At 40.8% G+C, this 26,981-nt stretch carries 26 protein-coding genes, 1 pseudogene and 1 other annotated feature; of the genes and pseudogenes, 12 read left to right on the top strand and 15 right to left on the bottom strand.

Annotation, left to right across the window (positions count from 1 at the left end; genetic code table 11):
* Positions 1 to 5: 5 nt before the first annotated feature.
* The 6 genes and pseudogenes from ACWPW6_RS13580 to ACWPW6_RS13555 all read left to right on the top strand — a co-directional run bounded on the left by ACWPW6_RS13580 (position 6) and on the right by ACWPW6_RS13555 (position 7,140).
* Positions 6 to 1,751, top strand: a complete 1,746-nt coding sequence (locus ACWPW6_RS13580; protein ID WP_249999165.1) for a lipase family alpha/beta hydrolase — start codon at positions 6 to 8, stop codon at positions 1,749 to 1,751.
* Entirely contained in the window at positions 1,751 to 2,827 is a 1,077-nt protein-coding gene (locus tag ACWPW6_RS13575) for a T6SS immunity protein Tli4 family protein (protein ID WP_249999163.1), read from the top strand. The genes ACWPW6_RS13580 and ACWPW6_RS13575 overlap by 1 nt, the downstream gene beginning before the upstream one ends.
* A 178-nt stretch (positions 2,828 to 3,005) precedes the next feature.
* Complete coding sequence (locus ACWPW6_RS13570; protein WP_249999162.1) at positions 3,006 to 4,688, top strand: lipase family alpha/beta hydrolase; 1,683 nt, start codon at positions 3,006 to 3,008, stop codon at positions 4,686 to 4,688.
* On the top strand, positions 4,681 to 5,760 hold the full coding sequence (locus tag ACWPW6_RS13565; RefSeq protein WP_249999160.1) for a T6SS immunity protein Tli4 family protein: 1,080 nt from the start codon (positions 4,681 to 4,683) through the stop codon (positions 5,758 to 5,760). Before ACWPW6_RS13570 ends, ACWPW6_RS13565 begins: the two co-directional genes overlap by 8 nt.
* A 267-nt stretch (positions 5,761 to 6,027) precedes the next feature.
* A pseudogene (locus tag ACWPW6_RS13560) lies at positions 6,028 to 6,375 on the top strand (Bcr/CflA family drug resistance efflux transporter); the annotation flags it as partial.
* 135 nt (positions 6,376 to 6,510) lie between these two features.
* Positions 6,511 to 7,140, top strand: a complete 630-nt coding sequence (locus tag ACWPW6_RS13555) for a CatB-related O-acetyltransferase (RefSeq protein WP_154624478.1) — start codon at positions 6,511 to 6,513, stop codon at positions 7,138 to 7,140.
* 57 nt (positions 7,141 to 7,197) lie between these two features.
* Here the strand turns inward: ACWPW6_RS13555 and ACWPW6_RS13550 are convergent, their stop codons facing one another.
* From ACWPW6_RS13550 to hisG, 10 genes are all read right to left on the bottom strand, one after another.
* Positions 7,198 to 7,440 (bottom strand): DUF883 C-terminal domain-containing protein, encoded by a 243-nt coding sequence (locus ACWPW6_RS13550; protein WP_154624477.1) that lies wholly within the window; start codon positions 7,438 to 7,440, stop codon positions 7,198 to 7,200.
* 96 nt (positions 7,441 to 7,536) lie between these two features.
* Positions 7,537 to 7,962, bottom strand: a complete 426-nt coding sequence (locus tag ACWPW6_RS13545; RefSeq protein WP_250000515.1) for a YbaK/prolyl-tRNA synthetase associated domain-containing protein — start codon at positions 7,960 to 7,962, stop codon at positions 7,537 to 7,539.
* Between the two features lie 383 nt (positions 7,963 to 8,345).
* Positions 8,346 to 8,957: a bifunctional phosphoribosyl-AMP cyclohydrolase/phosphoribosyl-ATP diphosphatase HisIE gene (gene hisIE, locus ACWPW6_RS13540; protein ID WP_249999159.1), complete on the bottom strand. Its 612-nt coding sequence runs from the start codon at positions 8,955 to 8,957 to the stop codon at positions 8,346 to 8,348.
* Positions 8,951 to 9,727 carry an imidazole glycerol phosphate synthase subunit HisF gene (hisF, locus tag ACWPW6_RS13535; protein WP_154624473.1) on the bottom strand — a complete coding sequence of 259 codons (777 nt, stop codon included), beginning with the start codon at positions 9,725 to 9,727 and terminating at the stop codon, positions 8,951 to 8,953. Before hisF ends, hisIE begins: the two co-directional genes overlap by 7 nt.
* Entirely contained in the window at positions 9,709 to 10,446 is a 738-nt protein-coding gene (hisA, locus tag ACWPW6_RS13530) for a 1-(5-phosphoribosyl)-5-[(5-phosphoribosylamino)methylideneamino]imidazole-4-carboxamide isomerase (RefSeq protein ID WP_154624472.1), read from the bottom strand. Before hisA ends, hisF begins: the two co-directional genes overlap by 19 nt.
* Positions 10,447 to 10,451: 5 nt before the next feature.
* A complete protein-coding gene (gene hisH, locus ACWPW6_RS13525; protein WP_154624471.1) occupies positions 10,452 to 11,045 on the bottom strand; it encodes an imidazole glycerol phosphate synthase subunit HisH in 594 nt (197 codons plus the stop codon).
* Positions 11,045 to 12,112: a bifunctional histidinol-phosphatase/imidazoleglycerol-phosphate dehydratase HisB gene (gene hisB, locus ACWPW6_RS13520; protein WP_154624470.1), complete on the bottom strand. Its 1,068-nt coding sequence runs from the start codon at positions 12,110 to 12,112 to the stop codon at positions 11,045 to 11,047. Before hisB ends, hisH begins: the two co-directional genes overlap by 1 nt.
* Before the next feature lie 20 nt (positions 12,113 to 12,132).
* The gene (gene hisC / locus ACWPW6_RS13515; RefSeq protein ID WP_249999157.1) at positions 12,133 to 13,203 is read right to left on the bottom strand and encodes a histidinol-phosphate transaminase; all 1,071 of its coding nucleotides are present in this window, start codon (positions 13,201 to 13,203) and stop codon (positions 12,133 to 12,135) included.
* A gap of 3 nt (positions 13,204 to 13,206) precedes the next feature.
* Positions 13,207 to 14,523 carry a histidinol dehydrogenase gene (gene hisD, locus ACWPW6_RS13510; protein ID WP_249999155.1) on the bottom strand — a complete coding sequence of 439 codons (1,317 nt, stop codon included), beginning with the start codon at positions 14,521 to 14,523 and terminating at the stop codon, positions 13,207 to 13,209.
* A 5-nt stretch (positions 14,524 to 14,528) separates the two neighbouring features.
* Entirely contained in the window at positions 14,529 to 15,428 is a 900-nt protein-coding gene (gene hisG, locus ACWPW6_RS13505) for an ATP phosphoribosyltransferase (RefSeq protein ID WP_163862678.1), read from the bottom strand.
* Positions 15,429 to 15,469: 41 nt separating this feature from the next.
* Positions 15,470 to 15,598: a sequence feature (His leader region), on the bottom strand.
* Between the two features lie 245 nt (positions 15,599 to 15,843).
* Here hisG and ACWPW6_RS13500 point away from each other — a divergent pair.
* Positions 15,844 to 16,671, top strand: a complete 828-nt coding sequence (locus tag ACWPW6_RS13500; protein ID WP_154622056.1) for an SDR family oxidoreductase — start codon at positions 15,844 to 15,846, stop codon at positions 16,669 to 16,671.
* On the opposite strand, the gene ACWPW6_RS13495 is transcribed toward ACWPW6_RS13500, so the two are convergent.
* Complete coding sequence (locus tag ACWPW6_RS13495; RefSeq protein ID WP_154622055.1) at positions 16,672 to 17,295, bottom strand: glutathione S-transferase family protein; 624 nt, start codon at positions 17,293 to 17,295, stop codon at positions 16,672 to 16,674.
* Between the two features lie 159 nt (positions 17,296 to 17,454).
* Here ACWPW6_RS13495 and ACWPW6_RS13490 point away from each other — a divergent pair, with 159 nt between their 5' ends.
* The gene (locus tag ACWPW6_RS13490) at positions 17,455 to 18,660 is read left to right on the top strand and encodes a serine hydrolase (RefSeq protein WP_163862675.1); all 1,206 of its coding nucleotides are present in this window, start codon (positions 17,455 to 17,457) and stop codon (positions 18,658 to 18,660) included.
* A 496-nt stretch (positions 18,661 to 19,156) separates the two neighbouring features.
* Here the strand turns inward: ACWPW6_RS13490 and ACWPW6_RS13485 are convergent, their stop codons facing one another.
* The 3 genes from ACWPW6_RS13485 to ybjG form a co-directional block, all read right to left on the bottom strand.
* Positions 19,157 to 20,524 carry an L-serine ammonia-lyase gene (locus ACWPW6_RS13485; protein WP_154622053.1) on the bottom strand — a complete coding sequence of 456 codons (1,368 nt, stop codon included), beginning with the start codon at positions 20,522 to 20,524 and terminating at the stop codon, positions 19,157 to 19,159.
* 131 nt (positions 20,525 to 20,655) lie between these two features.
* Positions 20,656 to 21,972 (bottom strand): serine/threonine transporter, encoded by a 1,317-nt coding sequence (locus ACWPW6_RS13480; RefSeq protein WP_154622052.1) that lies wholly within the window; start codon positions 21,970 to 21,972, stop codon positions 20,656 to 20,658.
* 860 nt (positions 21,973 to 22,832) lie between these two features.
* Entirely contained in the window at positions 22,833 to 23,441 is a 609-nt protein-coding gene (gene ybjG, locus ACWPW6_RS13475; RefSeq protein ID WP_196714118.1) for an undecaprenyl-diphosphate phosphatase, read from the bottom strand.
* A gap of 182 nt (positions 23,442 to 23,623) precedes the next feature.
* Here ybjG and ACWPW6_RS13470 point away from each other — a divergent pair, with 182 nt between their 5' ends.
* Positions 23,624 to 24,043: a secondary thiamine-phosphate synthase enzyme YjbQ gene (locus ACWPW6_RS13470; protein WP_250000513.1), complete on the top strand. Its 420-nt coding sequence runs from the start codon at positions 23,624 to 23,626 to the stop codon at positions 24,041 to 24,043.
* A gap of 243 nt (positions 24,044 to 24,286) precedes the next feature.
* On the opposite strand, the gene ACWPW6_RS13465 is transcribed toward ACWPW6_RS13470, so the two are convergent.
* Positions 24,287 to 24,550, bottom strand: a complete 264-nt coding sequence (locus ACWPW6_RS13465) for a GrxA family glutaredoxin (RefSeq protein ID WP_004918038.1) — start codon at positions 24,548 to 24,550, stop codon at positions 24,287 to 24,289.
* A 240-nt stretch (positions 24,551 to 24,790) separates the two neighbouring features.
* On the opposite strand from ACWPW6_RS13465, the gene ACWPW6_RS13460 reads away from it, so the two are divergent.
* The 3 genes from ACWPW6_RS13460 (at position 24,791) to rlmC (ending at position 26,904) form a co-directional block, all read left to right on the top strand.
* Entirely contained in the window at positions 24,791 to 25,120 is a 330-nt protein-coding gene (locus tag ACWPW6_RS13460) for a YbjC family protein (RefSeq protein ID WP_154622373.1), read from the top strand.
* A 129-nt stretch (positions 25,121 to 25,249) separates the two neighbouring features.
* Positions 25,250 to 25,747, top strand: a complete 498-nt coding sequence (locus ACWPW6_RS13455) for a YbjN domain-containing protein (protein ID WP_154622374.1) — start codon at positions 25,250 to 25,252, stop codon at positions 25,745 to 25,747.
* Between the two features lie 11 nt (positions 25,748 to 25,758).
* Complete coding sequence (gene rlmC / locus ACWPW6_RS13450; protein WP_249999153.1) at positions 25,759 to 26,904, top strand: 23S rRNA (uracil(747)-C(5))-methyltransferase RlmC; 1,146 nt, start codon at positions 25,759 to 25,761, stop codon at positions 26,902 to 26,904.
* Positions 26,905 to 26,981 lie beyond the last annotated feature (77 nt).

Below are 26,981 nucleotides of genomic sequence, written 5' to 3'. Positions count from 1 at the left end.
AAATAATGAGTCAGAATGAACAAACAGAAAATATTCAACATTGCTTCGCTGAATTTGATGGCAACAAATGTGCCGTTTGGAAAGACTTACGACTGAAACATCAATCTGAAAATGCCAAAGCGCATTGTTATCTCCCTTCAACCAAAGTGGTTCCGGTTATTTTTTTACCCGGTATTATGGGATCTAACTTACGAAGTAAAAAAGATAAAAAATCAATCTGGCGTATTCGCACGAGTAAGCTTGGAATGGCTGTGGATGCGCTCGGTTGGCTTTTTACCTCGGGAAATAAACGGAAAAAATTACTCGATCCTGAAACGACAGAAACAGATCCCACTCAAGATGTCGATAAAAATGACAACGAGTCTACTTACTTCGCCAATTCAAGACAGAAAAGAGGGTGGGGAAGTGTATTGCAGTTTTCGTATGCAGATCCACTCGACAAGTTACAGAAAGAATTGCTGGTTTGGGAGCAGTATTACAACAAAGCGAAAAGTCAGGGATGCGCGACGGCAGATGAAGCCGAGGAATATTTTTCTCAAGAATCAACGTTCAAGTTCATTTTAGATAAACCCCTCACGCCAGAGGATACCAACCCACTTTCGCTTCGGGAAGCGGGGAAATACCGTGATTTACTGCTTCCGCTTCATGCTTTTGGTTATAACTGGTTACAAGACAACGCTCAGTCTGCACAAGACCTCGGCAAATACATTGATGAGGTCTTAAATTTATACCGCCCTAAACAGAATGGAGGAATTGGACATGGGCTCGCCTTTGAAGAAGGGCATGAGAAAGTCATTCTTGTGACCCATTCGATGGGGGGGTTGGTATCCCGTTACGCTTCCGAATTATTAGATACGCCCTACAAAGATAAAATTCTGGGCATTGTACATGGGGTAATGCCCGACTTAGGTTCGCCAACTGCCTACAAAATGATGAAGATTGGGGAGCATTCCATGCCGATGGGGTTAGTGCTGGGGATGAGTGCCTCACGACTCATGTCGGTATTAGCCCAATCCCCTGCACCGTTACAACTCTTACCCTCTCCGAAATATAATCATGGTCAGCCTTGGCTACGGATTGAAAAAGGCAGTCCTGATGGTGTGGCAGATTTATTGCTGCCCCAAAAGGGGGAGCCGTTTAACGAAATTTACCTCAAGGAAAAAGCATGGTGGCAGATGTATGAGCCTGATATTTTAGATAAGGAACAGAGTGTTATTAATGGTAATTTTAAAAAATATGAAAAGATTATGGCTGATGATGTTGAGCCATTTATCACAAAAATGGACGGTAGTTATCATGCTAACACGTACCAATTTTATGGGGCATATTTTGATGAAAATGACCCGAAAGATTCTCGCCGTTCAGATGAAACCGTGACATGGAAATTACGGGATAAAACCTCGTGGTTATGGGTGTCTGACGATAGCCGAGCGACAGGCGACTATGGAGAAAAGCGTGAATATACGTTACTCAAGTCCAGTGATAAGTGGAAGAATACGCCCTCAATGGATTATGAGGGGGGGCGCGGTGACGGTACAGTGCCTAAATATTCTATCAATTTAGTTAGAAAAGACCTGTTTAAAGAAATTTTAGAAATGAATGTTGACCATCAGAACGCCTATCAGTTTGCACCTCTAAAAGGGGATGCGGAGTTTGATACGTATGAAAAAACAGGGGATGTTTCCCCTGCTATTAAATTTACCTTACGTTCCCTGTGTCGTATCTTGCAAACGGATGAGGTGAGACCCTAATGAAAAAAGGATTGGTGAATATTTCCGGTTTGGTCTTATTGGCGAGTTTGGCTGCATGCTCAGTGCCAAATAAAACGTATTCAACTTCACTTAATGAAAAGGATTCTGCTGTGATTAATACTCTATTTGATGATGCACCTATCTATTGTTTAGGGCGTTATACCTTTAATTATCCGAAAACTTTAACACAGGAATTATCATCGATTATCAAAATTGATGATATGACGATTGAAAGTCAATTTATTTATCCCCCTGCATTTAAACAACGTATTGGGCTGCGAGAAGATGAATTAAAACATGCATCGGTAAGAAATGTGTCTAATGCACCATTTTTGAAAGAAACTATTCGATTAGATAATGGGGTTATTTTTGACCATAATATCAATAATGTTAAACCAGACTCAGCGAGAGAATTAGAGGCGCATGTCTATATTGATAATGTCGCATTCATTATTAGAATTGATATAACAGATATAACAGATAATAAATATTTAGAAAGACAGGAAAGGTTTAAAAATCATAATTGGGAACTAACAGATAAACCCCAAAAGCTGGCTGCGATGCAATCCTTGATTTCTCGGTTACAAGGGCGACCAAAGAATGAAATTCCAACCGAAAAAGGGGTCTGCATTCCTTATGGGTTTATTCGCGATGATGGCAAATCGCATCAAGAAGAAATTTCGATGGTTTTTGAAAACCCTCAATTCTATTGGGCGGTTGATATGGATAATACGATAGAAAGTGAAAAGGAAAGTATGTTGGATAGGGCTGATGAAATTAAATCTGTTCTTTCTCAATATGACGGTAAAACGTTACGGAAAGGAAACGTACAGTTTAATAACGTGGCAGGTGAAGAGTGGTTAACGTTGGGGCGAGATCCCCGCTATGACAATCAATCCGATAAATTTTATTATTTTCAATATTATGCGAATGAAAAAAATATCGGCTATTTACATCCATCCGTTAGCATATTGATGCATTCGACCAGCAAGGTTGTCCATTATACGGATGATCAAATGGTTGAAATTTGGGATCGCGTTTTGCAATCCTTTAAAATCCGCCCTAATGCTTACTAAGGCTTGTAGCGCAATAATATATTCATTATTGCGCTTATTTAACATAAGGTGCTTACATGCCCTGACACGTGACATTTTAAAATTGGAGTGACACCAAAAACAGATTTATCCAAACAGACACTTAAGTGAAATTTCGCTATTCTATTTACCTTATAGATAACGCAAAAGGATTAATGTTATGTCAGAGAAAGACTCCCCTGAAATAGATGAATGCCAACACCTTTCGTATCACATCCCTAAATGGACAGAAGATGGAAAATGCCATTGGGATGATGTTCAACTTCAACCTAAGTCCTTCAATGCCGAAGCAAAGTGTATTTTGCCGCCCAGAAAAATTATCCCCGTTATTTTTATCCCTGGGATAATGGGAACGAATTTAATGTCAAAAGGAGATGATAAAAAAGAAATGTGGCGAGGGGATGCAGGGTATGACATTTTTCTAAAATGGGCTGAAAGAACAGGGCATGAAAGAAAAAACATATTAAACCCTGAATCAACAAGAGTTGATAACAGAGGTTTAGTTGATAAAGAAGTCTATACGCCCTTTTCTGATGATGGATATCTATTTCCTAAACGTCATGATAGAGGTTGGGGGGAAGCTCTTAATTATAGTTATGGGCGTTTCCTGAGTGTTTTTCAGGCTGCATTAATTAATGACTGGCAGAGTAATGTCCTTAATTTCGAACTCATAAGCAAAGGTGATATTAATTTACCATATGTCAGTATTCTAAATGAATTTGTCGAGAAACCATTAGGAACAAAAGAAAAAGAGAATGAGCAAACATTAACTCAAAAAGAACTCGACCATTTCAATCGCTTTTTATTTCCATTGCATGTTTTTGGCTATAACTGGCTTGCTGATAATGCTGAATCCGCATCTAAACTTGTGGAGTATATCGATAAAGTAATTAATTTATACAGGTGTCATGGATATGGTTTAGCGGTAGAGAAAGTCATTTTAGTAACCCATTCCATGGGGGGGTTAGTGGCTCGATATGCGATGAATCCAACCCCAGAATCAACGTTTGAGGGATGCCAGAATAAAGTATTAGGTGTTGTTCATGGCGTTATTCCTGATTTAGGGTCTCCCGCAGCGTATAGGCGGATGGGAACTGGAGCAAGTGAAGAAGGCTATACTGCAGGGCGAATTTTAGGGTGGTCCGCTAAAGAATTAATGCCAGTTCTAGCTCAATCTCCAGCTCCTTTACAATTACTTCCTTACCCTTCCTATAAGTCACCATGGTTATTTATTCCAGAGGAAGGTAATTATCCTCAAACAAAAGATCCTCAAACCGGAAAATTTGATCCGTTTAAGGATATTTATCTTAGAAACGATGTTTGGTGGAAACTTTATAGACCGGACATTTTGGATAAAGACACAACGATAATAGATAATAATTGGCTTGCTTATAATGACATTATAGATGATACGGTTCGCAAATTTATGAATCAGCAGGAAAAGGGATTATATCACCCAAATACTTATGTTTTTTATGGCGATCAAGTTGAGTCGGATGGTTCTCTTGATTGGGTACCAACGAAGTTAACCGTAAGTCCATATGTATTTTCCCAAAGAGAAACTCATCTACCGCCAACAAATCGGCAAAAACGAGAAACAGGTCAGTTGGCTAAAGAGTTTAAATTAAATTCATCAAAAACGGCTGGAGATGGCACAGTACCTATCGAGTCGTTCTCGGCTATTTATGCCCACCCGTCAATCAAAAGTATTTTAGCAACGAATGTTGACCATCAAGACGCTTACAAAGTTGATGATGTTACTGACATAAAAAAGAGACCGGCAATTCAATTTACGTTAAGAGCAATTATTAAAATGGTTATGGATGTGCCATTAAATGATTAATAAGCATCTTGGTTTACTGATGGGCTTATTTTTATTCTCATTAGTTTTTTTAGGCTTGGTCGTTTATGACAAAGAAAGCCGTTTAACTGAAAAGGATTATATTTTGATAGATGCATTCTTTGAAAACGTAAAACCTCAATGTGTTGGTCGATTTGTCGTGGATATTCCTATTCCATTTAATAATATGAATGATAATCAAGTGTTTATTGATGATTTTAAAATTGAAAGTAAATTCATCTATCCACCTGCCTTTAAACAACGAATTGAGCTACGGGAACAAGAGCTTCGCAATGGAAAAACCAGTGAAAAAAATGCCCCTGTATTAAAAGAAATTATCCAACTACCCAATGGTAAAGGGGTTATTTTCGATAGAAACAAATCAGGATCTGATGATTCTTACAGAATATTAGAGGCTCATGTCTATACTGAACTAATAGCCTTTGTTATCACAGTAAATATTAGAGATTTTTCTGATAAAAAGTATGAAAAGAAGAAAATTGATTTTTTGGCTAGAGGTTTTAGTGAAATTCAGGCGAATGATAAACCAACTAAATTAGTAGCTATGCAATCACTTATATCTCGGTTGTCCGGACGAAAAAACGAAGACATTCCCGTCGATAAGGGTGTTTGTATTCCGAACGGGTTTATTGTGGATGATGGAAATAAACATAAAGAAATTATTTCATTTACTTATGAAAATGATGATTTTATCTTGGGATTTAGATCCGATAATACGGCTATTGGTTCTGATGATACGTTGTTTAATCGCAGTCCACAAATCAATGAAGCTATGTCATTAGCTAAGAAAAACACGATTAAGAAAGAAAAGTTATCACTAAATGGAATTCCATCCCTAGAATGGCTAATGGTAGGAAAACAAAATAAGCAAGAAGATAATGACATGTTTGAATTTATTTTGTATTCAAATGAAAAGATTGCTGATTCACAGAAACCGTTGCTATACATTGGGTTAAACAATGCAGACAAAAATACTCAATACAGCCAGTGGCAAATGGTCGAAATTTGGGATCGGATTGTTGGTTCTCTACGTTATAAACCTAATGGGTTCTAGTGTTTCTCAAAGCGGCAGATGATGTTGTTATCGTTATAATTTTACATAAAGGTACTTATGGGGATCATTTGTAGATCTGATATTAAATTTAATCATGATTGTTAAGGAGATGATTGTGAATAAAAAATATGATCCGACATTGAGTGGATATCTAGGAGGTTACCATAAAGGTAATGTGGGAGGTCATTGGTTAAAGCCACAGTATGCAACATCTCTCTATGATTGATATTGAATATTAACTTCATTGAAAAGGAATTTTTATGGTGAAGCCTATTTATGATAGCGGGGTGTTTAGGCTTGTTATTCGGTTTACTTGTCTTACCAACAGAGTTACAAAACCACTGGTTAGCTTATATGTTACCTGTAGCGTGTGTCTGTACAGGCCTTGCCTTTATGATGGGAACCGCAACGAGTTATGCTTTAGAACCTTTTGAAAAAGAGGCAGGAACGGCTTCGGCTTTAGTGGGTTTTATTCAAATGGCAGTAGGTGCAGCCCTGAGTTTATTGGCGATTAGCTCTCCCTTACCTGCAAATTGGGTATTAGCTATGTTAATGTTATTAGGCGGAGTGATTGCGTTGGTTGCACGAAATACCAGCTTAAAATTAACGCGTTAAGTAGAGAAAAGATAGATGATAAATCCGTTATTAAAGCAGCCAAGGGTTGCTAAAGGTGATGTATTTTTGAGCGCGAATACATCACCATAGACAGCGTTCTATGGTAATAATAATTTTATAATTAGGATTGTTACCATGAATCAGAAACATTGGTCGAAATATCAACTTTTACACGAAGTTGTACAGAATCCGAATATCCATATCAAAGGACGTCATAGTTATTATAGTGACTGCTGGGATAATGGGTTTGAACAATCAGTAGTCCGCTATTTACAAGGGGATGAAGTCAGCCGTGATTGGCAATTACCTTGGGATGTCGATCAACTTTATATTGGCGATTATGTGTGTATTGGGGGAGAAGCCGTCATATTGATGGGGGGAAACCATACTCACAGAACAGATTGGTTTTGTTTATATCCATTTATTGAATATGTTAATGAAGCCTATGTAGGTAAAGGCGATACGGTTATTGGTGACGGAGCTTGGATTGGAATGCGGGCATTGATTATGCCAGGTATAAACATTGGTGAAGGAGCAGTTATCGCAGCAAATAGTGTTGTGGTGAAGGATGTCGAACCATACAGTATTGTGGGTGGCAATCCGGCTAAACGGATTAGCTATCGTTTTGCGCCTGATATCATTGCAGAACTTCTGGCATTAAAGATCTACGATTGGCCAGAAGCACAATTTAATGCCTTAAAGCCTTATTTGTGTAATTCAGATATAACAGCTTTGAAAATAGCCTTGGCTAAATATTTAAAATAAATAATACATAGGGAATGAGTTTATTATCATTCCCTTTTTGCATTTTATTTATCAGAATTATTTTTTGCCGGCTAAATAACCGAATATAAATCCGATACCCGCAGCGACAGTTGCTGCGGCAAGAGGATTACTTTTTACTGTATCCACAGCAGAATTGAGCGTGTCACAGCCTTGAGCTGCACATTTTCTGACAGTACCTTTTATTTGATGCTCAGCAGAACCCGTTGCTTCACCGTAGGCTTGTTCTGCTGTACCTGTTGCTTCTCTAGCTTTGCTTTCTGCTTTGTCGAATAAACTCATTATATTCTCCTTAAGAGTGAATAACAGTCACTATTAAGTGTAGCAGTCTTAAAAAATATGATACTTGATTTTACTTAAAAATAGGTACTTTTACTTTTATTCATCATCTCGAATAAAATCGACTAAAGTTGGATTAGCAATACGACGGTAATCTTCTGTATTCAAAATAACTGAGCGCTCAAGTGTTCCTGCATTAAAAGCCAGCTCTTCAAAACGAACAAATAAATAAGGATCAGCAATGAGTTTTAGAGATGGGTGGAAACTAAAGGGCGGGATTGCACCAAAAACACATTGAGTTAATTCATTCACTTCTTTTGGGCTTGCTAATGAGGCGCGAGTGCCTCCGATGGCATGAGCGATCTTCGTTAAATCCGCTTGTTTATCAGCAGGAAGGATAGCGAGAACATGTTGACGAATACCATTCCCTTTAACGTGGCAAACTAAGCCTTTAGCACCTTGACCTAATTGTGTGCCACGTATTTTTGCCACTTCTTCTGATTTACCTGCCGTTGGATGTTCCATCACGCGGTATCGCGCATTCTGTTTATCAAGTAATTGGGTTAATTGAATAAAAATAGGGCTTTCTGACACGACGGTTCCTTTTTTATAAAAATAAACAGTTGAGATAGTAGCAAAATTAGATAACAAGCTAAATACCATGGATATGATATGAAAATTGGAAGAAATAATGGGAGCTAGACAACGCAATAAGAGAGTTTTTAAGTTAATAGCGAACTCATTGTCTAAATCGCATGTTGATTAAAATAGGCTTTTACGTGAATTGGTTGACTCAGTTATCTAAGTCGCCACTTATAGGTAAGAGAATAGGGAGGATTTGGTCGACGATCAAGCATCAGCGCATTTTGTTATATTGGGTAGCCCACCTTAAGCAGGCTACCGCATTATTATTGATGGCGTTCTTTCAGACGTTTGATAATGGTGCTTAAATCAAGATCTTGGTCCTGTAAGAGTACCAGCAGGTGGTACATTAGATCGGCGGCTTCATTCGTTAGCTCAGCACGATCATTGACTGTGGCTGCAAGTGCCGTTTCAACGCCTTCTTCGCCAACTTTTTGAGCGATACGTTTAGTACCACTTGCATATAGACGCGCCGTATATGAGCTTTCCGGATCAGCACACTTACGTGATTTTAATAAGGTTTCCAGCTCAAATAAGAATCCCCAATCACTTTGAGCGGGAGCAAAACAGCTCTCCGTACCATTGTGGCAAGTTGGTCCAACCGGTTGCACTAGGGCGAGTAGCGTATCACTATCACAATCAGGATAGATATCGACTAAATTAAGATAGTTGCCCGATGTTTCGCCTTTAGTCCATAAGCGCTGTTTGGTTCGTGAATAAAAGATTACCTTACGGCTATCTAATGTGGCTTGCAACGCTTCTGGGTTCATATAACCTAACATTAATACATCGCCAGAAGTTGCGTGTTGCACAACCACGGGCATTAATCCATCCACTTTTTGCCAAGCAAGTTGGCGACATTGTTCTGTGGTTAACATACTCTTATTTGAACTCCATTTTCTGCAAGGTATTGCTTTAATTCACCAATATTGATGATTTGCTTGTGGAAGACGGATGCGGCGAGGGCACCATCAACCTTTGCTTCAGTAAAAGCATCTAAGAAATGTACCATTTCACCAGCACCACCAGAGGCGATTAATGGTACTTGGCAGACATCACGGACTTTTTTCAGTTGGATTAAATCATAGCCTTGGCGTACACCGTCTTGGTTCATCATATTTAAGACAATTTCACCGGCACCTCGTTGTTGAACTTCAGTGACCCAATCGAGGGTTTTCCAGCGTGTTTGGGTGGTCCTTTTTTCATCCCCTGTAAATTGATAAACGAGGTAGTCACCCGTTTCATGGTCAAACCAGGTATCGATACCGACGACAATGCATTGTACGCCAAAACGATCAGCAAGGCGGCTAATTAGTGTTGGATCCGATAGCGCTGGTGAGTTAATGGATATTTTATCAGCGCCAAATGATAAAATTTGCGCCGCGTCTTCAACACTTTTGATACCACCCGCAACGCAAAATGGAATATCAATGACTTCTGCAACTTTTGATACCCAACTCTTATCGACCACTCTTCCATCAGATGATGCTGTAATATCGTAAAATACCAGTTCATCAGCACCTTCTTGGGCGTAGCGCTGTGCCAGTGGAACGATATCACCAATGATCTCATGATGACGAAATTGAACCCCTTTTACTACTTGTCCATCCCGAACATCCAAACAAGGAATTATGCGTTTTGCCAACATGCGATTGCCTCCGCGACTGTGAATTTGCCTTCGAGTAGGGCACGACCAACAATCACCCCCGCGGCGCCTGACCCTGGAATAGCAGCGATATCCGCCAAAGAGCCAATACCACCAGATGCTTGAAATGCAATAGCTGGATATTTTTGGCTAATTTCTTGGTATAAATTGACATTTGAACCTGCCAATGTGCCATCTTTAGAAATATCCGTGCATAAAACGTGCTTTAACCCATAAGGTTGATACATTTCAATGGCTTGTTCTAATGAAAGATTAGAGTTTTCTTGCCAACCACTGATAGCAATCTCTTTTATACCTTGTTGGTTAATTCGCACATCAAGGGCGAGTACGATGGCTTCTCCACCATAACGTTCGAACCAGGTTTTAACTAATTCAGGCTGTTTCACCGCGGTTGAACCAATAACCACCCGTGTAGCCCCTGCATCTAAAAGTGCTTTTACATCCTCTTCTGTGCGGATCCCGCCACCGACTTGAACGGGTACAGACACTCCAGCTAACAGTTTTTTAAGGAGGGGAATTTGGCGTTTTTGTGGATCTTTTGCCCCAGTTAAATCAACTAAGTGTAATAATTTTGCGCCTTCTTGTTGATATTGTTGTAAGCGTGGCAGGGGATCACTGCCGTAAGCGGTTTGCTTGGCATAATCGCCTTGATGTAAACGAACAACATTACCATCAATAAGATCTAAAGCAGGAATGATCATCTCAATTACATCTCCAAAAAGTTTTGGATCAGGCGAGAGCCAGCTGCTCCCGAGCGCTCAGGGTGAAACTGAACACCATAAAAATTATCCTGATTGACAGCACTGCTAAATGGATTACCGTATTGGGTTTGTGCAATGGTATTGCCTGAAATAGGCATGGAGTAGCTATGCACAAAATAGAAGTAAGCATCGTCGCGGATCCCTTTAAATAAAGGGTGGCCTGCTAAAGGTTTGACTTGATTCCAGCCACTATGAGGAACAGGTAAACCATCCGCATTCATTTTTTGGACTGGGCTATCTATCAAGCCAAGCAGTGGGATCAACGATTTTCCTTCTTCACTAACACTCCCCATTAATTGCATACCTAAACAAATACCTAAAACAGGCTGAGTCAGTGCTTTAATTAAGGGGATCAGTTCACGTTGCTGGAGTTGTTCCATCGCTGCGCTTGCAGTTCCGACACCCGGTAGGAAAACTTTATCTGCTTGTAAAATGGTGTTGGTATCACGGCTGATCTGTGGGGTATAGCCTAAACGTTTGACGGCATAGGCCACAGAAGACAAATTTGCACAGCCTGTATCAAGGATAACAACGTTCATTAGAGAACCCCTTTCGAGCTAGGTAACGTATCTCCTTCAACGCGGATAGCTTGACGTAAGGTACGACCAAATACCTTAAATAGGCTTTCAGCTTTGTGGTGATCGTTTTTCCCTTTCGTTTTCAGATGTAAGGTACATCCCATCGCATAGGATAGGGAGCTGAAAAAGTGTTCGATCATTTCAGTGCTGAGGTCACCAACACGTTGGTATTTAAATTCTGCTTTATATTCAAGGTGTGGTCGGCCTGAAATGTCTAATGCACAACGCGCTTGGCACTCATCCATTGGGAGTACAAAGCCAAAGCGTGCGATACCACGTTTATCGCCGAGAGCAACGCGTAATGCTTCACCGAGTGCCAAACCCGTATCTTCTACGGTGTGGTGGTCATCAATAAACAGGTCACCTTTAACTTGGATATTCAAACGGAAACCACCGTGAGTGGCGATCTGGTCAAGCATGTGGTCAAAGAAGCCGACACCCGTATTGATTTCGCTTCCACCCTCACGATCAAGCCAGAGTTCGACGCGAATATTGGTTTCTTTTGTGACACGCTCAACGATTGCATGGCGATCACGCTGAGTTAATTTATCGGTGATAGCCACCCAATCAAGTGAATCAGGGCTATAGCGTAGGCCTTGGATCCCCATATTTTCGGCCAATTGTAGGTCAGTTTCACGATCACCAATCACATAACTGTTCGCTTTATCTAATTTACCTTCAACTAGGTAGTTTTCCACTAAGCCTAGTTTTGGTTTACGGCAGTTACAGCCATCCGCGGGTTTGTGAGGACAAATTAATACATCGTCAAAATTAATCCCTTGTGACTCAAAAACCTGCATCATTAAGTTGTGTGGTGGTTCGAAATCAGCGGTTGGGAAGCTGTCGGTACCTAAACCATCTTGATTGGTGACCATGACTAAGCGGTAGTTGGCTTTTTGTAAGGCCAGCAGGCTTGGAATCACTGCTTTTTCAAAAGCTAATTTGCTTAGGCTATCGACCTGAAAATCAGTAGGTGGTTCAGTGATTAATGTACCATCACGGTCAATAAAAAGAATTTTTTGGCTCATGAATATTTCCTATTTCAGGTTTAGCAAAGGGCTTCAATAGCTTCAATAACACGCACGTTTTCGGTTTCAGTACCCACAGTGATGCGTAGGCAGTTAGAAAGTCCTGGCTGTTTACTTTGGTCACGCAAAATAATGCCTTGTTCCCACAGCGCTTTAAATACTTTATTTCCATCCGTAAAACGCACCAAAATATAGTTGGTCTCACTGGGACACACTTTTTCTACGATAGAGAGTTCCGCTAGCGCTTCAGACAAGGCAATACGATCATTCGTGATTGTTGCGACACGGTGTTTCATTGTCGCTATTCCTTCCACGCTCAATGCTTCTGCGGCTATCATCGCAACGGGTGTCGAAAGAGGATAAGGAGCGATCACTTTTAAGAGTATTTCGATTACATCGGCGGAGGCTAATGTGAAACCACAACGTAGGCCAGCCAGCGCAAAGGCTTTTGATAATGTTCTTAATACCACAAGGTTTGGATAGTTAGCGAGCCAGCCTGCCACACTGTATTGTGGGCAAAATTCAATATAGGCTTCATCAACAACCACAAGCGCTTGACCCGCAGCCATGTCGAGCACTTCACGCAGTGCCTTATTATCGATGATGTTGCCAGTTGGATTATTTGGGCTACAAATATAGATCAATTTGGTGTTTGGCAAATTTTCACGAATGGCATCAATATTTAATGACCAGTCTGGTAAAGCGGGAATTTTTTTCTGTTCTACGCCAAAAGTTTCAGCGCTGACACTATACATACCATAGGTTGGAGGACAAAACATCACAGCGTCTTTGCCCGGTTCACAAAATGCACGGATCAGCAGTTCGATAGATTCATCGGCACCTCGGCAGACTAATACTTGCTCAGGAGCAACATTTGCATAAGCGGCATAGTTGAGAATGACACTGGCGGGCTGGCATTCTGGGTAACGGTTTAGATTACGTTCGTTAAATTGGAATTCTGGTGCAATAGGGTATTCATTGGCATTTAACCAAACATCGCCGTTACCACCTAAGCGACGAGCAGACATATAAGGGGTCATCACTTTCACATTCTCACGCGCAAGGCTAGCGGCTTTAAAGTTTTCGCTCATCACTTACTCCTGACTTTGTTTTTTGAGTTCAGTAACACGTAATGTTACGGCATTTTTGTGGGCGGTTAGGCTCTCTGCTTGCGCGAGTGTTTCAATGGTTGTCGCTAACCCAAGTAACCCTTGAGGTGAAAGCTTTTGTACTGTCATCCGTTTCATAAAATCAGCAAGACCCAAGCTGGAATATGTCGATGTATAGCCATAAGTTGGCAGCACATGATTAGTTCCTGATGCATAATCGCCCGCTGATTCAGGTGACCAATCTCCGACGAACACAGAGCCTGCACTGGTTATGCTGTCAACGAGTGCATCGGCATTACGAGTTTGCAAAATCAGGTGTTCAGGCCCGTAGCGATTGCTAATTTCGACACATTGTGCAATTGAATCGGCGATAATTACACGACTAGCACTCAGTGCGGCTCTCGCGATGTCAGCACGTGATAATTCAGCCAGTTGTGTTTCTGTTTCATCAATAACCTGCATAGCAAATTCTTGGCTATCCGTTAGTAGAATAACTTGTGAATCAGGTCCATGCTCAGCTTGCGATAACAGATCTGAAGCTGTAAATGCAGGGTTTGCTTGGCTATCTGCAATAACAAGCACTTCTGATGGGCCTGCTGGCATATCAATGGCTGCTCCTTCGTGGCTTTGGCTCACTTGGCGTTTCGCTTCTGTTACATAAGCATTGCCTGGGCCAAAAATCTTATCGACCGCTGGGATACTCTCTGTACCAAATGCCATTGCAGCAATGGCTTGCGCACCGCCCACCTGAAAGATATCGCTAATACCACACAGTTTTGCAGCATAGAGAATTTCATCCGCAATAGGTGGGGGAGAGCAAAGGATAATTTGTCGACAACCTGCAATTTGTGCAGGGGTGCCTAGCATCATTACCGTTGAGAGCAATGGCGCTGAGCCGCCGGGAATATATAAGCCAACCGAATCAATTGGGCGGGTGATTTGTTGACAAACCACGCCTGACTGAGTCTCAACGCGAATAACTTCAGGTTTTTGTGCTTCATGAAAACGACGGATATTACCAATAGCATTTTTCATCGCGACTTTGATGTCGTCATTGAGGCGTGATTCAGCTTGCTCAATGCTATCTGGCGTGACTCGAATGCTAGAAATGGCCGTTTTATCAAAACGTTGGCTAAATTCAATGAGTGCATTGTCGCCACGAGCTTGTACTTGCTCAATGATCTGTGTGACCGCGCGACGAATATTGTCTGATGCCGCAATGGCTGGGCGTGTCAGCAGTGCTGTTTGCTCATTTGCATTACATTCTGACCAGCGAATCGGTTGGTTAAATCCCATTTCCATTGCACTTACTCCATCATTTTTTCAATAGGCAGAACTAAAATAGAGCTGGCACCTAATGCTTTAAGTTTTTCCATGGTTTCCCAGAACAAGGTTTCGCTACTGACCATGTGCATAGCTACGCGATTTTGATCGCCTGCTAATGGGAGCAGAGTTGGGCGTTCTGCGCCTGGCAGCAATGCAATAATATCTTCCAAACGTTCACTTGGAGCGTGCAACATGATGTATTTGGATTCACGAGCTTGAATAACGCCCTGAATACGAGTCATCATGCGGTCAATAAGCTGTTGTTTATCTGAAGAAATTTCGCCGTCACGTTGGATTAAGCAGGCTTTTGAACGATAAATCACTTCAACTTCTTTGAGGCCATTCGCTTCGAGTGTTGCGCCAGTAGAAACTAGGTCACAAATGGCATCGGCAAGACCTGCCCGAGGCGCGACTTCGACAGAGCCGTTTAATAAGCAAGATTTAAATTGAATGCCTTTTTCATCGAAATAACGTTTTAATAAGTTCGGGTAAGAGGTCGCAATACGAGCGCCATTTAAGCACTCTGCACCTGTGTAGTTAAAGTCAAGGGGTGCGGCTAATGACAAGCGGCAAGCACCAAAATCAAGACGACGTAGTGTTTTGTATGCGGGGTTATCGCCTTGAGCGCGGCGGCTTAATAATTCTTCTTCAAGAACGTTTTCACCGATAATTCCAAGGTCTACAACGCCGTCCATGACCAGTCCTGGGATATCGTCATCACGTACACGCAGTAAATCAATAGGCATATTTTCTGCATAAGCAATCAGTCGCTGTTGCTGTAAATTGATTTTAATTCCACAGCGTGCAAGTAGTTCTTGTGAGTCTTCACTTAAGCGTCCTGACTTTTGAATGGCAATTCTTAATCGTGATTTGTCCAACATAATTTTACCCTGCTTATTTTGTAATATATTTTTGATTAATAATAAAAAAACCCTCGGAAGATTATCTTCCGAGGGTTTTCTCTAATTCGCATTTCAGCCACCGGAAGAGTCGTTGATCGTCTTCCAGCACACATCGCCCGAAAGACTAATCAGGATGATGGTGATGATGATGGTTGCGAGAAATACGAGTCATAATAGCTTCCGTTAGTAATGGTGTTAGTTGCTTAAACATTCATTACCTATCAACCTATCCGATCTCCTCCCTACAATGCAACTGTTTTTTGCAAAATAACCAATAATAATTAGATAGTGAGGTTTCATAGTGAATAATCGCATAAATAATATATTCGGAAGTTAAAAGGTTTTCAGTTAACCTAGATGAAATTAAGTCGTTATCGGTAATCAGAGGTGATAGATGAAAAAGGTTGCGATTGTTGGATTAGGTTGGTTGGGATTACCGCTTGCGAGAGCCTTGTTAGCTGCTGGTATGGATGTTTCTGGTACCAAAACAACGCCGGATGGTATTGCGGCGGCTCGTGCTATAGGGATTGATTGTTATTATTTACAATTAACGCCGGAATTAGACTGTGATCCCACTGATTTCGCTCAATTAATGGAAGAGGCAGGGGCACTCATTATTTTACTACCACCTTCAAAAATTAATGTATCTGCTTATGTTGAAACAATTGAATTACTTGTCGATACGGCGATAACTTTTCGGATCCCCCGCGTGATTTTCACTTCTTCAACGTCGGTTTATGGTGATCTTAGCGGTGAAGTTAATGAAGAGAGCGAACGTCAGGCAACCACGGCATCAGCACAAGCTTTGATTGATGTTGAAAATTGGCTGCATGCGCTACCAAATATTTCGGTGGATATTTTACGGCTCGCAGGCTTAGTTGGTGAGAATCGCCATGCTGGACGTTTCCTTGCAGGCAAAAAATCACTCAAAGGGGCGCAACAGCCGGTGAATATTGTTCATCAAGATGATGTGATTGAGGCAATCAAATTATTGTTGAAACAACCTCAGGGTGGGCATATTTATAACTTGTGTGCACCAGAGCATCCACAACGCGCTGATTTTTATCGTCAAGCCTCCCAATCTCTAAATTTAGAATTGCCTGAGTTTATGCTTGAAACGGAAGCAACAACTGGAAAGATTGTGAACGGTAACCGTATTTGCCAAGAACTCGGGTTTGAGTATCAATACCCAAACCCGATGAATATGCCAATGACAATTTAATTATTTCAGTGGGATCAACACAATTTTTTGGAAAGCGGGGCGCGTTTTTAATTGCTGATACCAACGCTCTAAATTAGGGAATTCAGGGCGTTCGGTGGCAATTTCATGCCATGGATAAAATAATGGGGCAATGGCGATATCGGCAATACCAAATTTTTGGCCATTAAAATAAGGCTGATTTGCCAGTGCCTCATCGGCAATTTTAAACAATTTTTCAAGATGATGATAAATTGCACGCGCGACTTCAGGATCGCGCTCAGCGACGGGAACACGCACAATTTTATTCATCATTTGTTTAATACTGTCGAATAAAGTCCCACATCCCCAGTCCAACCATTTGTCTGCCGCAGCTTTCTCTTGGAGGTTTTGTGAGACTAATAAGTGAGAGTGATCAAATTTTTCCGTAAGGTATCGTAAAATGGTATTTGATTCCCACAGGGTGAAGTCATCATCCTGTAAAGTTGGGATAGTGCCGTTTGGGTTCATTTTCTGATATTCAGGTGTATCAAGTCCGCCAAAAGGACCTCCAACATCTTTTTGATTATAAGCAACATTCAGTTCTTCAAGGCACCAAAGCACTTTTTTGACGTTTGATGAGTTTTTACGACCCCATACAGTTAGCATAGTTTACCCCATGATTTGATATTTCGTTGTTTATCGTCTCTAAGATAGATGAAATTGCATTATGGGAACAATCTTTATTTGTTGTGTGTAGCTTAATAGCGTAAAAAGTCCTACATTAATAATGAATTAACCGTTTTAGTATTTGTAAAGGAGTAACCGATGAACAGAAAATTTTTAACCTTAAAGGCACAATATCTAGGAACTGGATTAGGCCTTTTAGTTGCTGTAAGCAGTTTTTCTTATGCAGCAGAGACACCGGTTGCTCCACAGGTTGATGCCAAAGCTTTCGTTTTGATGGACTACGATAGCGGTAAAATATTGGCCTCGGGCAACCCAGATGAACGGTTAGATCCGGCAAGCCTAACAAAAATGATGACGAGCTATGTGGTAGGTCAAGCCATTAAAGCGGGCAAAATTACCCCACAAGATATGGTAACGGTTGGCGTCGATGCTTGGGCAACGGGGAACCCAGTGTTGAAAGGTTCATCATTGATGTTTTTGAAGCCAAAAGATCGAGTGTCAGTATTGGATTTAAATAAAGGGGTTGTTATTCAATCGGGTAATGATGCCAGTATTGCATTAGCCGATTATGTCGCAGGTAGCCAAGACTCGTTTGTGAGTTTGATGAATCAATATGTACAGCAGTTGGGTTTAAAAAATACCCATTTTAAAACGGTACATGGCTTAGACTCCGAAGGGCAATACAGTACCGCTCATGATATGGCAATCCTAGCGCAAGCCATGATCCGCGATGTACCAGAAGAGTACGCATTACACAAAGAAAAAGAGTTTACGTTTAATAAAATCCGTCAACCGAATCGTAACCGTCTATTGTGGAGCCAAAACCTCAACGTGGATGGCGTGAAAACGGGGCATACCAGTGGGGCAGGGCATAATTTAGTGGCATCAGCGACAGATGGCCCAATGCGTTTAATTTCCGTTGTGCTTGGTGCGCCAAGTGATCGTGTGCGTTTTTCTGAAAGTGAAAAACTATTAACTTGGGGATTCCGTTTCTTTGAGACCGTCACGCCAATAAAGGCTGATCAAACATTACAAACTCAACGAGTTTGGTTTGGTGATAAATCAGAAGTTGCACTCGGCGTAGAAAAAGATGCTGCTATTACCATACCAAAAGGGCAATTACAGAATTTGAAAGTGAGTTATACACTGTCTGATCCCTCAATTGAGGCGCCATTAGCTAAGAATCAGGCTGTAGGCACGGTCAACTTTATCTTGAATGATGAAGTGATTGAGCAGCGTCCTCTAGTCGTAAAAGAAGCTGTTGAGGAAGGAGGGTTCTTTGGCCGAATTTGGGATTATATCGTTAAAACGGTTAGCGGCTGGTGGACGGCTATTTTTGGTTAAATTGTTATGTTAAAAACATTTTAATCAGGGAGATATTAGCAGCTACTACGGTTAGGTATATCAATAAAGCCTATGTGAAGATGAGCCGTTAATAAACGTTTTCTACCATGGTTTTGATAGAAAACGAAGTTAACGACATAAATAAAAGCAAACCTTATGGTTTAGCAGCCCGCCAATCTAAACGGGAAGAGAGAGACCTCTTCCCGTTTTAACGTCAGCAAATCAAATGCCTCAATCACGGTAGCTCGGTAAGTTTCAATTTATCAATATCTTAGGTTTTTAATGGCGCGTGGCCATTGGCATAACAATCGAAGATATTGGGGGAAGTAAATCGCGTGTGTGGATTGCCTAAATGACGTTTGATGGAAAATACAGGGGGCTACCAGATAAAAAGGAAAGCGTAGTTTCTGACGCTATTATATTTTCTACGCATTAATTTGCTGATTTAAAATAGCAGTAACCACCTCCGTAGAGATGGTTACTTGTATTTTATGGATTATTCACAATGTGCTAGTTTGATGGCTAAGCCGCCCTGTGAGGTTTCACGATATTTAGCATTGATATCTTTACCTGTTTCATACATGGTTTCGATAACCTTGTCTAAACATACCCGTGGGTCACTGACGCGGCGTAATGCCATACGTGCCGCGTTCACTGCTTTCACCGCAGCAATCGCATTACGTTCAATGCAAGGTACTTGTACTTGGCCACCAACGGGGTCACAAGTTAGCCCTAAATTATGCTCCATTGCAATTTCAGCAGCGACACAAACTTGTTCAGGGCTTCCACCCATGAGTTCAGCCAGTCCTGCCGCAGCCATTGAACAAGCTACACCGACTTCACCTTGGCATCCAACTTCTGCACCTGAGATAGAGGCATTCATTTTATATAATGACCCAATCACACCAGATACTAAGAAATAGCGAGTGTAAGAGTTTTCGTTAACAGGGCGAATAAATTTATCGTAGTAAGCTAACACGGCAGGAATAATACCGCATGCACCATTCGTTGGTGCGGTGACCACACGGCCGCCAGCGGCATTTTCTTCGTTTACAGCTAAAGCAAACATATTGATCCAATCAATAACGGCCATAGGGTCGATATTGGTATTGTCGCTAGTGACTAATTGACGGCGTAAAGCGGCTGCACGGCGAGGAACACGCAGTGGCCCCGGTAATAACCCTTCTGTAGTGACACCACGTTCAATACCGGCTTTCATGACATCCCAAACGGCAGATAGGTATTCATGAATCTCTTCTTTGCTGTGCAAGGCAAGCTCATTTTGCATCACTAATGCAGAAAGGGATAAGCCGGTTTCTTTACAATGTTTTTGTAAGTCAGCGGCATATTGATAAGGATATGGAACTTGTACTGATTGCTCATCCGATTGACCAAAGTGCTCTTCGTCGACAATAAATCCACCGCCAATCGAGTAATAGGTTTTTTTGTAAACAACATCATCTGCATTAAATGCCGTAATGGTCATGCCATTCTCATGCAAAGGTAGATTGGTTGAATGGAAATTCATACCACCTTCAACAGGAAAATCCACTTCATGTTGGCCTTGGGCTAACAGAAGTTTGCCGCTTTGTTCTACGTGACGGATAAAATTGGGAATAGAGTCAATATCAACAGTATCAGGTAAATTACCCGCGAGGCCCATGATAATAGCAATATCAGTCGCATGTCCTTTACCCGTTAGTGATAAAGAACCATAGACGTCAACAACAATTCGTGTTGTTGAGGTCAGTCGATTTTGCTGGATCAAATCCTCGACAAATTGTTTACCTGCTTTCATCGGGCCGACGGTGTGGGAACTAGATGGACCGATACCAATTTTGAAGATATCAAATACGCTAATCATATTCAGCGCTTCCTATATAAAATAAAGTCTTAATATTTTAGGCATGTGATGCCGTGTATTCCGGCATCTTATTGTATTGAGAAGGGGAGGTATGTCCGCCGGAGTGGATCACGCCTCCCTCAAAGGTATGCTTAGAAGAACAGTTTATAAGTTGCCGCGGAGATAGCAATCAGACCCATCACGACGACAAACACATTGCTAAACTTACCCGCGTACTTATGCATTGCAGGAACTTTGCTAATCGCATATACCGGCATTAAGAACAGGAGGATCGCAATCACTGGGCCACCTAAACTCTCAATGATATCCAATACGCCAGGGTTCAGTGTTGCGACTAACCAAGTTGTGACCAACATGAAAATAGCGGTACCACGATTGAGCTTACGGATATCAATTGTTTTGCCTTTTGCACGGTATGCGCGCTCAACTAGGCCATTAAAACCTTCTCGTGCACCTAAATAGTGACCGAGGAATGACTTAATTATAGCAACAAACGCGATGATAGCGGCAGCAAACTTGATGAAAGGTTGATCAAAGTAGCCTGAAAGGTAATCAAGGATACTAATGTTCTGAGCTTTTGCTTGCGCTAGGTCAGCTGATGAAAGGGTAAACACACAGCTAAACACAAAGAACATTACGGTAAAGACCATCAAGATATGGGCAGAGGCTAGGATGCGTGAACATTTTTTCTCTGCTTGCGCACCGTACTCTTCGCGTTTCGCTACAGAGAAGGCAGAAATAATCGGTGAATGGTTGAAGGCAAATACCATGACAGGGATTGTCAACCAGATGGTCACCCACATGCTTTGTCCACCGCTGTGTTTTGCTGCTTCGGCAATACCTTCCATTGTTAATGTATCCAGTACTGCGCCATTCCAATGAGGGATCATATATAAAGAGAACGCGAGCAGGACCGCAATGAATGGGAATACCAGCATGCTCATCACTTTAACAATATATTTTTCACCGAATGAAACAATTGCCATAATCCCACCCACTAAGATCAGCGCAAGTAACCAACGTGGTGGCGCGGCGAATCCCATGAGTTCAGTAAGGAATTTGTTGACGTTATTGGTAATTGAAACCCCATACACCAGCAAAATAGGGTAGATGGCGAAGAAATACAGCAAGGTGATCCAGTTACCGGCAGTTCGTCCAAAATGCTCTTCCACGACTTCCGTGATATCCCCTTCTGGTTTTGAACCAGAAAGAACAAAGCGTGTTAAGCCACGGTGAGCAAAAAAGGTCATTGGGAAGGCTAATACCAACATCAACAGAACAGGAATTAATCCACTCATCCCCGCGTTAATGGGTAAAAACAGAACACCAGCACCGATTGCTGTACCATATAATCCCAGCATCCATACTGTGTCAGTTTTACGCCAAGCCGCGGCATCCACTGTTTGCGAGGCTGTTTTATCGATGGAACCAACTCGAGTTGTATCCATAATAGTCTCCGAAATAAAAGTCAAAAAATAGGCATCTGAGCGAGGACAATAAGTCATCGCTGATGTTTTAATCTTTTGGTACGAACAAAATATCGCCAAATATAATGTGCAGTTTTTGTTTCAACGTAACAATCTGATTGGAAATAAATATAAAACTGATAGTAAATTTATTTTCAATCAGTTTTGTTAATTTTATATGTAAATTTGATAAACCGTTTTTGATGGTGCAAATGTACATATTATTAGTAGAAATCACCGTGATCATACTCTCAAAAGAGAAAAATGTCTTTAATGATGCTTTTTTTCGATTTTTATAAAAATGTTAAAAAATTTACCTTAAGATTAACGGATATAATGCTATTTGTGACAATGCAAAATAACCAAGATAAGGGCGTTATATGCCTTTTTATATTTAGTCTGCAATTTATTATTATATTAATAAATTAAATTAATATAAAAAAATAACAGTGAAATAAATTAATTTAAGAAAAAAATGTTAATGTGAAAAATATTATACTCAAGCGATGAGTTATATAAAGAATTGATTTTTATTGGTATTTTTATTGGTGGTTAAGTGATTCACTTAGTGAATAATTATTGTTTTTTTAGTTTTTTAATTCTAAATACATTAATGAACGATAAGGTGATAAGAGGAAGAGGTTAATACTTATTTTTCGATGCAAAAAATAATTAAAAAACGTAACGAAATATTTGTTAAGTAATTGTTGTTATTTTTTGTTAGGAAAGCGTTATTTTATTCATTTGAAGGATAAAAAAATAAAACTAAATATTGATACAACGCAATATTTAAATAGCTTAGGTACTGGCGGAAATAACGCCAGTACCGATTAATAAGATTATTAGGCTTGCAACCAGCCTTTACGGATCAGAGACGCAAATATCATGTGGTAGAGGCGAGTGAGAGGAGCTTGAATTTTATGGCCAATAAGGCACCAAAAAATCTGAGTTAATCCGCATGAGATTAGGCCTAAGATAAATGCGCCAACCATGTCTAACGGCCAGTGAACCCCGAGATAGATGCGTGACCATGCAATAGCAATGGCGGGAACAAGCATTAATACGCCAACCCAAGTTCTTAGCCAGAATAAAAATGCAAATACAAAGGTAAAGACAATCGTTCCGTGGTTACTAGGGAACGAGGAAGTCGGCTCGTGTTCAAGGAAGTTAGTACCAATACCCATCACAAAAGGTCGGTCGTGAGGCGCGACTAAACCAATCAACCATGAAATTGCTAAGCCAATCACTAATGCATATGCAGTTTTACACACAAAGGCTCTTTGACGAGTCATGTCTTGTTGTGCTCCCCAAAACCAACATGCTGCGGTGAATAAGGGGAAAAGGAGAATTAAGCGTTTAGCGATAACGGTTGCAAATGCGATAGTACCACTTGCAGACGCTGGGGCCGCATTAATGAGATTAAAAAGATCCAGATTAAGTTGTTCCAGCACGAGTGTATACCTCTGAAAATGGTGATATTAAAGACAATAAAGCGAGAGAGTAAAGTCTCTTACATGACAGGTAAAGTACCTTTATCTTAATATTGGTGAAATTAGTCGATAAATTGACGTTTTGTTGATGATTTGCTCAATGGTTATCAATGAAAAACATGAAATGGGGGAAAGGACAGGTGATGTGGGTTCAAAAAGAAATAAAGCTAATGGCAAAAGAAAGGGGATTTCATCTTGTTACTGAGGAAATTTTACAGCAGCTACCAGAGCTAAAACAGATTCGGATTGGGTTACTGAATGTGTTCATTCAACATACCTCAGCCTCATTGACGATAAATGAAAATGCGGATTATACGGTAAGAAAGGACTTTGAGCATTTTTTTAATCGTATGGTTCCTGAAGATGAACCTTACTATCAGCACAATTATGAAGGAAGTGATGATATGCCTGCTCATCTTAAAGGGAGCATTCTAGGGGCGAGTTTGACCATTCCTGTGAGCAAGGGGCAATTAAACATGGGAACATGGCAAGGGATTTATCTATGTGAACATCGAAATTATGGCGGTCAGCGTAGGCTCATTCTGACATTACAAGGGGAATAAGAGGGATCGCTTGAAAATGGGCAACAAAAAACCCGATAGCAGTAAGACGTAAAGTTGGCTATCGGGCTCCTCAATATGGGGACATCAAAGAAAAGCAGTGGCATAAATTAAGACTCCTTCTCAATAAGAAAGTTCGCATGTAAGAAAAAAAATTTGCTTTATTTTTGAATTTCTGGCTGGAATAGCACAAATTGGATAAGAAAGCGGCTCAAAGGAAGGCGTGAACCGCTTGAAAGTGAATGCTTATTTATAAAGGTCTAGATGCTCTTTCGCATAAGCTTCAAAATCTGTGCAGCCACCGATGTGTTTTTCATCGATAAAAATTTGTGGCACGGTCAGAACTTCTTTACCTACTGTTTTTGAAAGATCTTCTTTGGTGAGGCCTTCTGCTTGAATATCGACATAGCGATAGTCGAAATCATCACGATCATTTTTCAGTTTTTCCGCTAACTCTTTCGCACGCACGCAGTATGGGCAGCCTGGACGACCAAAAATCACAGTATACATAGTATCTCCTATATGACTAATTCTGTTTTTTATCCACAATGCTCAATACTATGCCTATAACAGCAAAGAAATAAAAGATGATTTTTCCTTTTGTTAGTATAGGTCTGTCATATAATACGGTGAGTAGCTGTTGGTCATATTTTAAAGTACAGCATGGTTGATGTGCGCCAGCCACTGACATGACATAGCTATCTGCTAATTTGAGTAGGTTATTGATAAAAATTGACCAAAGGGTATACGATGAATAAAAAACCACAACGTGAAATGCGTTCACTATCTGATCTACCTAAACCCATTTTAATTTTAGAAGCTATCGGTATTCTGCTACTCATTGTTGTATTACTTGCCATGAATGGTTACTTGACATTACCTGAACCATTGATGCAAAAAAATGCAATGGTGGCGATAGTGATGGTTGGAATTGGTTGCTTGATACCTGCAACGATTAACATCGTTTGGCGTGCGATTCATCGATTAAGCTTTCTTGGGATTGATAGTCAAAAAACGGCAAGGCCGGGAAGTAGAAAAAATCGAAATAACGATGATGAAAAAGAGAAAAAGGATGAGTGAGCATGGTTTTACTGGCGTTTTCACGGTTGATGTGTGAAAATTATCCACTTTTCTAACCATAAACGTTCGGTTTGGTTTAGTTAGAGTCAGGCGATTTGTTATTATTTGAGTTGAAGAAGGTTGTTACCCATGGATTCTATTTGTTACCCAGACATCTCACAATTGCGTGAATGGCTCGATCAACTCAAAACGTCCTATTTCGAGTGTGATTCATGCGCGGCGTTGCATTTGCCTCATATGCAAAATATAGAAGGTATCTTTGATGCTAAACTGGACATTATTAATAATGTACTGGTTCTTTCTGCTTTAGCTGAGCTGAAACCGACCGCAATAGTGACTTTGGTGGCAAATATTAGCCAAATTAATGCGAGTTCGCTGACGGCGAAAGTCTTTTTAGAAATTAATAACGAAAACCTACCTAAGTTAATTGTTAGCCAATCATTTTCTCTTGAAGCTGGGATGACTTATCGTCAGTTTTGTCATTTTTTACAGCAAGCCGAAGAGCAAATATCATCAATTGTGTTTGAAATTTATAGTAATAATCTACTTTATGCTAACCAAGATGAGTTTGATGAAGAAACCATTGAACTTGATGTTGATGATAATCCTTCCGTGATCCTTCACTAAATTTTTATATTATGTATTGTGAAAAATATGAGGCAGGTGAATGTCGTTCCTGCCAGTGGCTTGAATTACCGGCTGAGCAACAACTTAGACTAAAACAAGACAATTTGTTTTCCCTGCTACCTACGCTTTCACCAGCAGTATTTCAGCCTCCCGTTGCGAGCGCCTCGGTCAGATTTCGTAATAAAGCAAAAATGGTCATTAGCGGTAGTGTTGAAAAGCCTGTATTTGGCATCATCAACCCGCAAGGACAGGCGGTTAGCTTAACTCATTGCCCTCTCTATACTGAAGGTTTCGAACCCGTGTTTGACGTGCTTAAGCCTTTTATTGCGCGTGCAGGCTTAACGCCATATAACATTGAACGCAGACGAGGGGAATTAAAATATATCTTGTTAACTCAGAGCCAGCATACAGGGCAATTTATGTTGCGCTTTGTATTGCGTTCAGAAAAAAAAGTTGAGCAATTAAAAAAGGCATTACCTTGGCTAAAGCAGCAACTCCCACAATTAGCCGTTATCACCGTCAATTTACAGCCTATTCATATGGCGATTTTAGAGGGTGAGCAAGAAATCTATCTTACTGAGCAACAGGTTCTACGGGAAGAGTTTAACCAAGTTCCTTTGTTTATACGCCCTCACAGTTTTTTTCAAACTAACCCTGTTGTTGCTGCGCAGCTATATCAAACAGCGCGTGAATGGGTAAGGGAACTTAAGATTGATAGCTTATGGGATCTTTTCTGTGGAGTTGGCGGCTTTGGTTTACATTGTGCTGATAAACAAACTAAATTAACGGGCATTGAAATTAGTGCACCTGCTATCGCTTGTGCAAAGCAGTCAGCCCAAGAACTGGGTTTACAGCGGGTTGAATTCCAAGCGTTAGATTCCACTCAGTTTGCGACAGCTAAAGAAGGTGTTCCTCAACTTGTTTTAGTCAACCCACCAAGGCGTGGGATTGGTAAAGCGCTGTGTGATTATCTTTCAAGAATGCAGCCAGACTATATTTTATATTCGAGCTGTAATGCGCAAACAATGGCAAAAGATATAGAGCAATTGGTCGGCTACGACGTTCGCAAAGTTCAGCTGTTTGATATGTTTCCTCACACATCGCATTATGAAGTGCTAACCTTGCTTGCCAAGGTCTCCACAGAACACAAGCATTGATTTATTCGCAGTCACTTGCATGTTAGCAAGTGGCTGACTGCTTCTCTAGAAATGCAAGCTACGCCGAGCATAATGGC

Source organism: Providencia sp. Marseille-Q8014 (assembly GCF_965112055.1).
The sequence above is the reverse complement of the archived record's forward strand: the minus strand, read 5'-3'. Positions and strand labels throughout refer to the sequence as shown.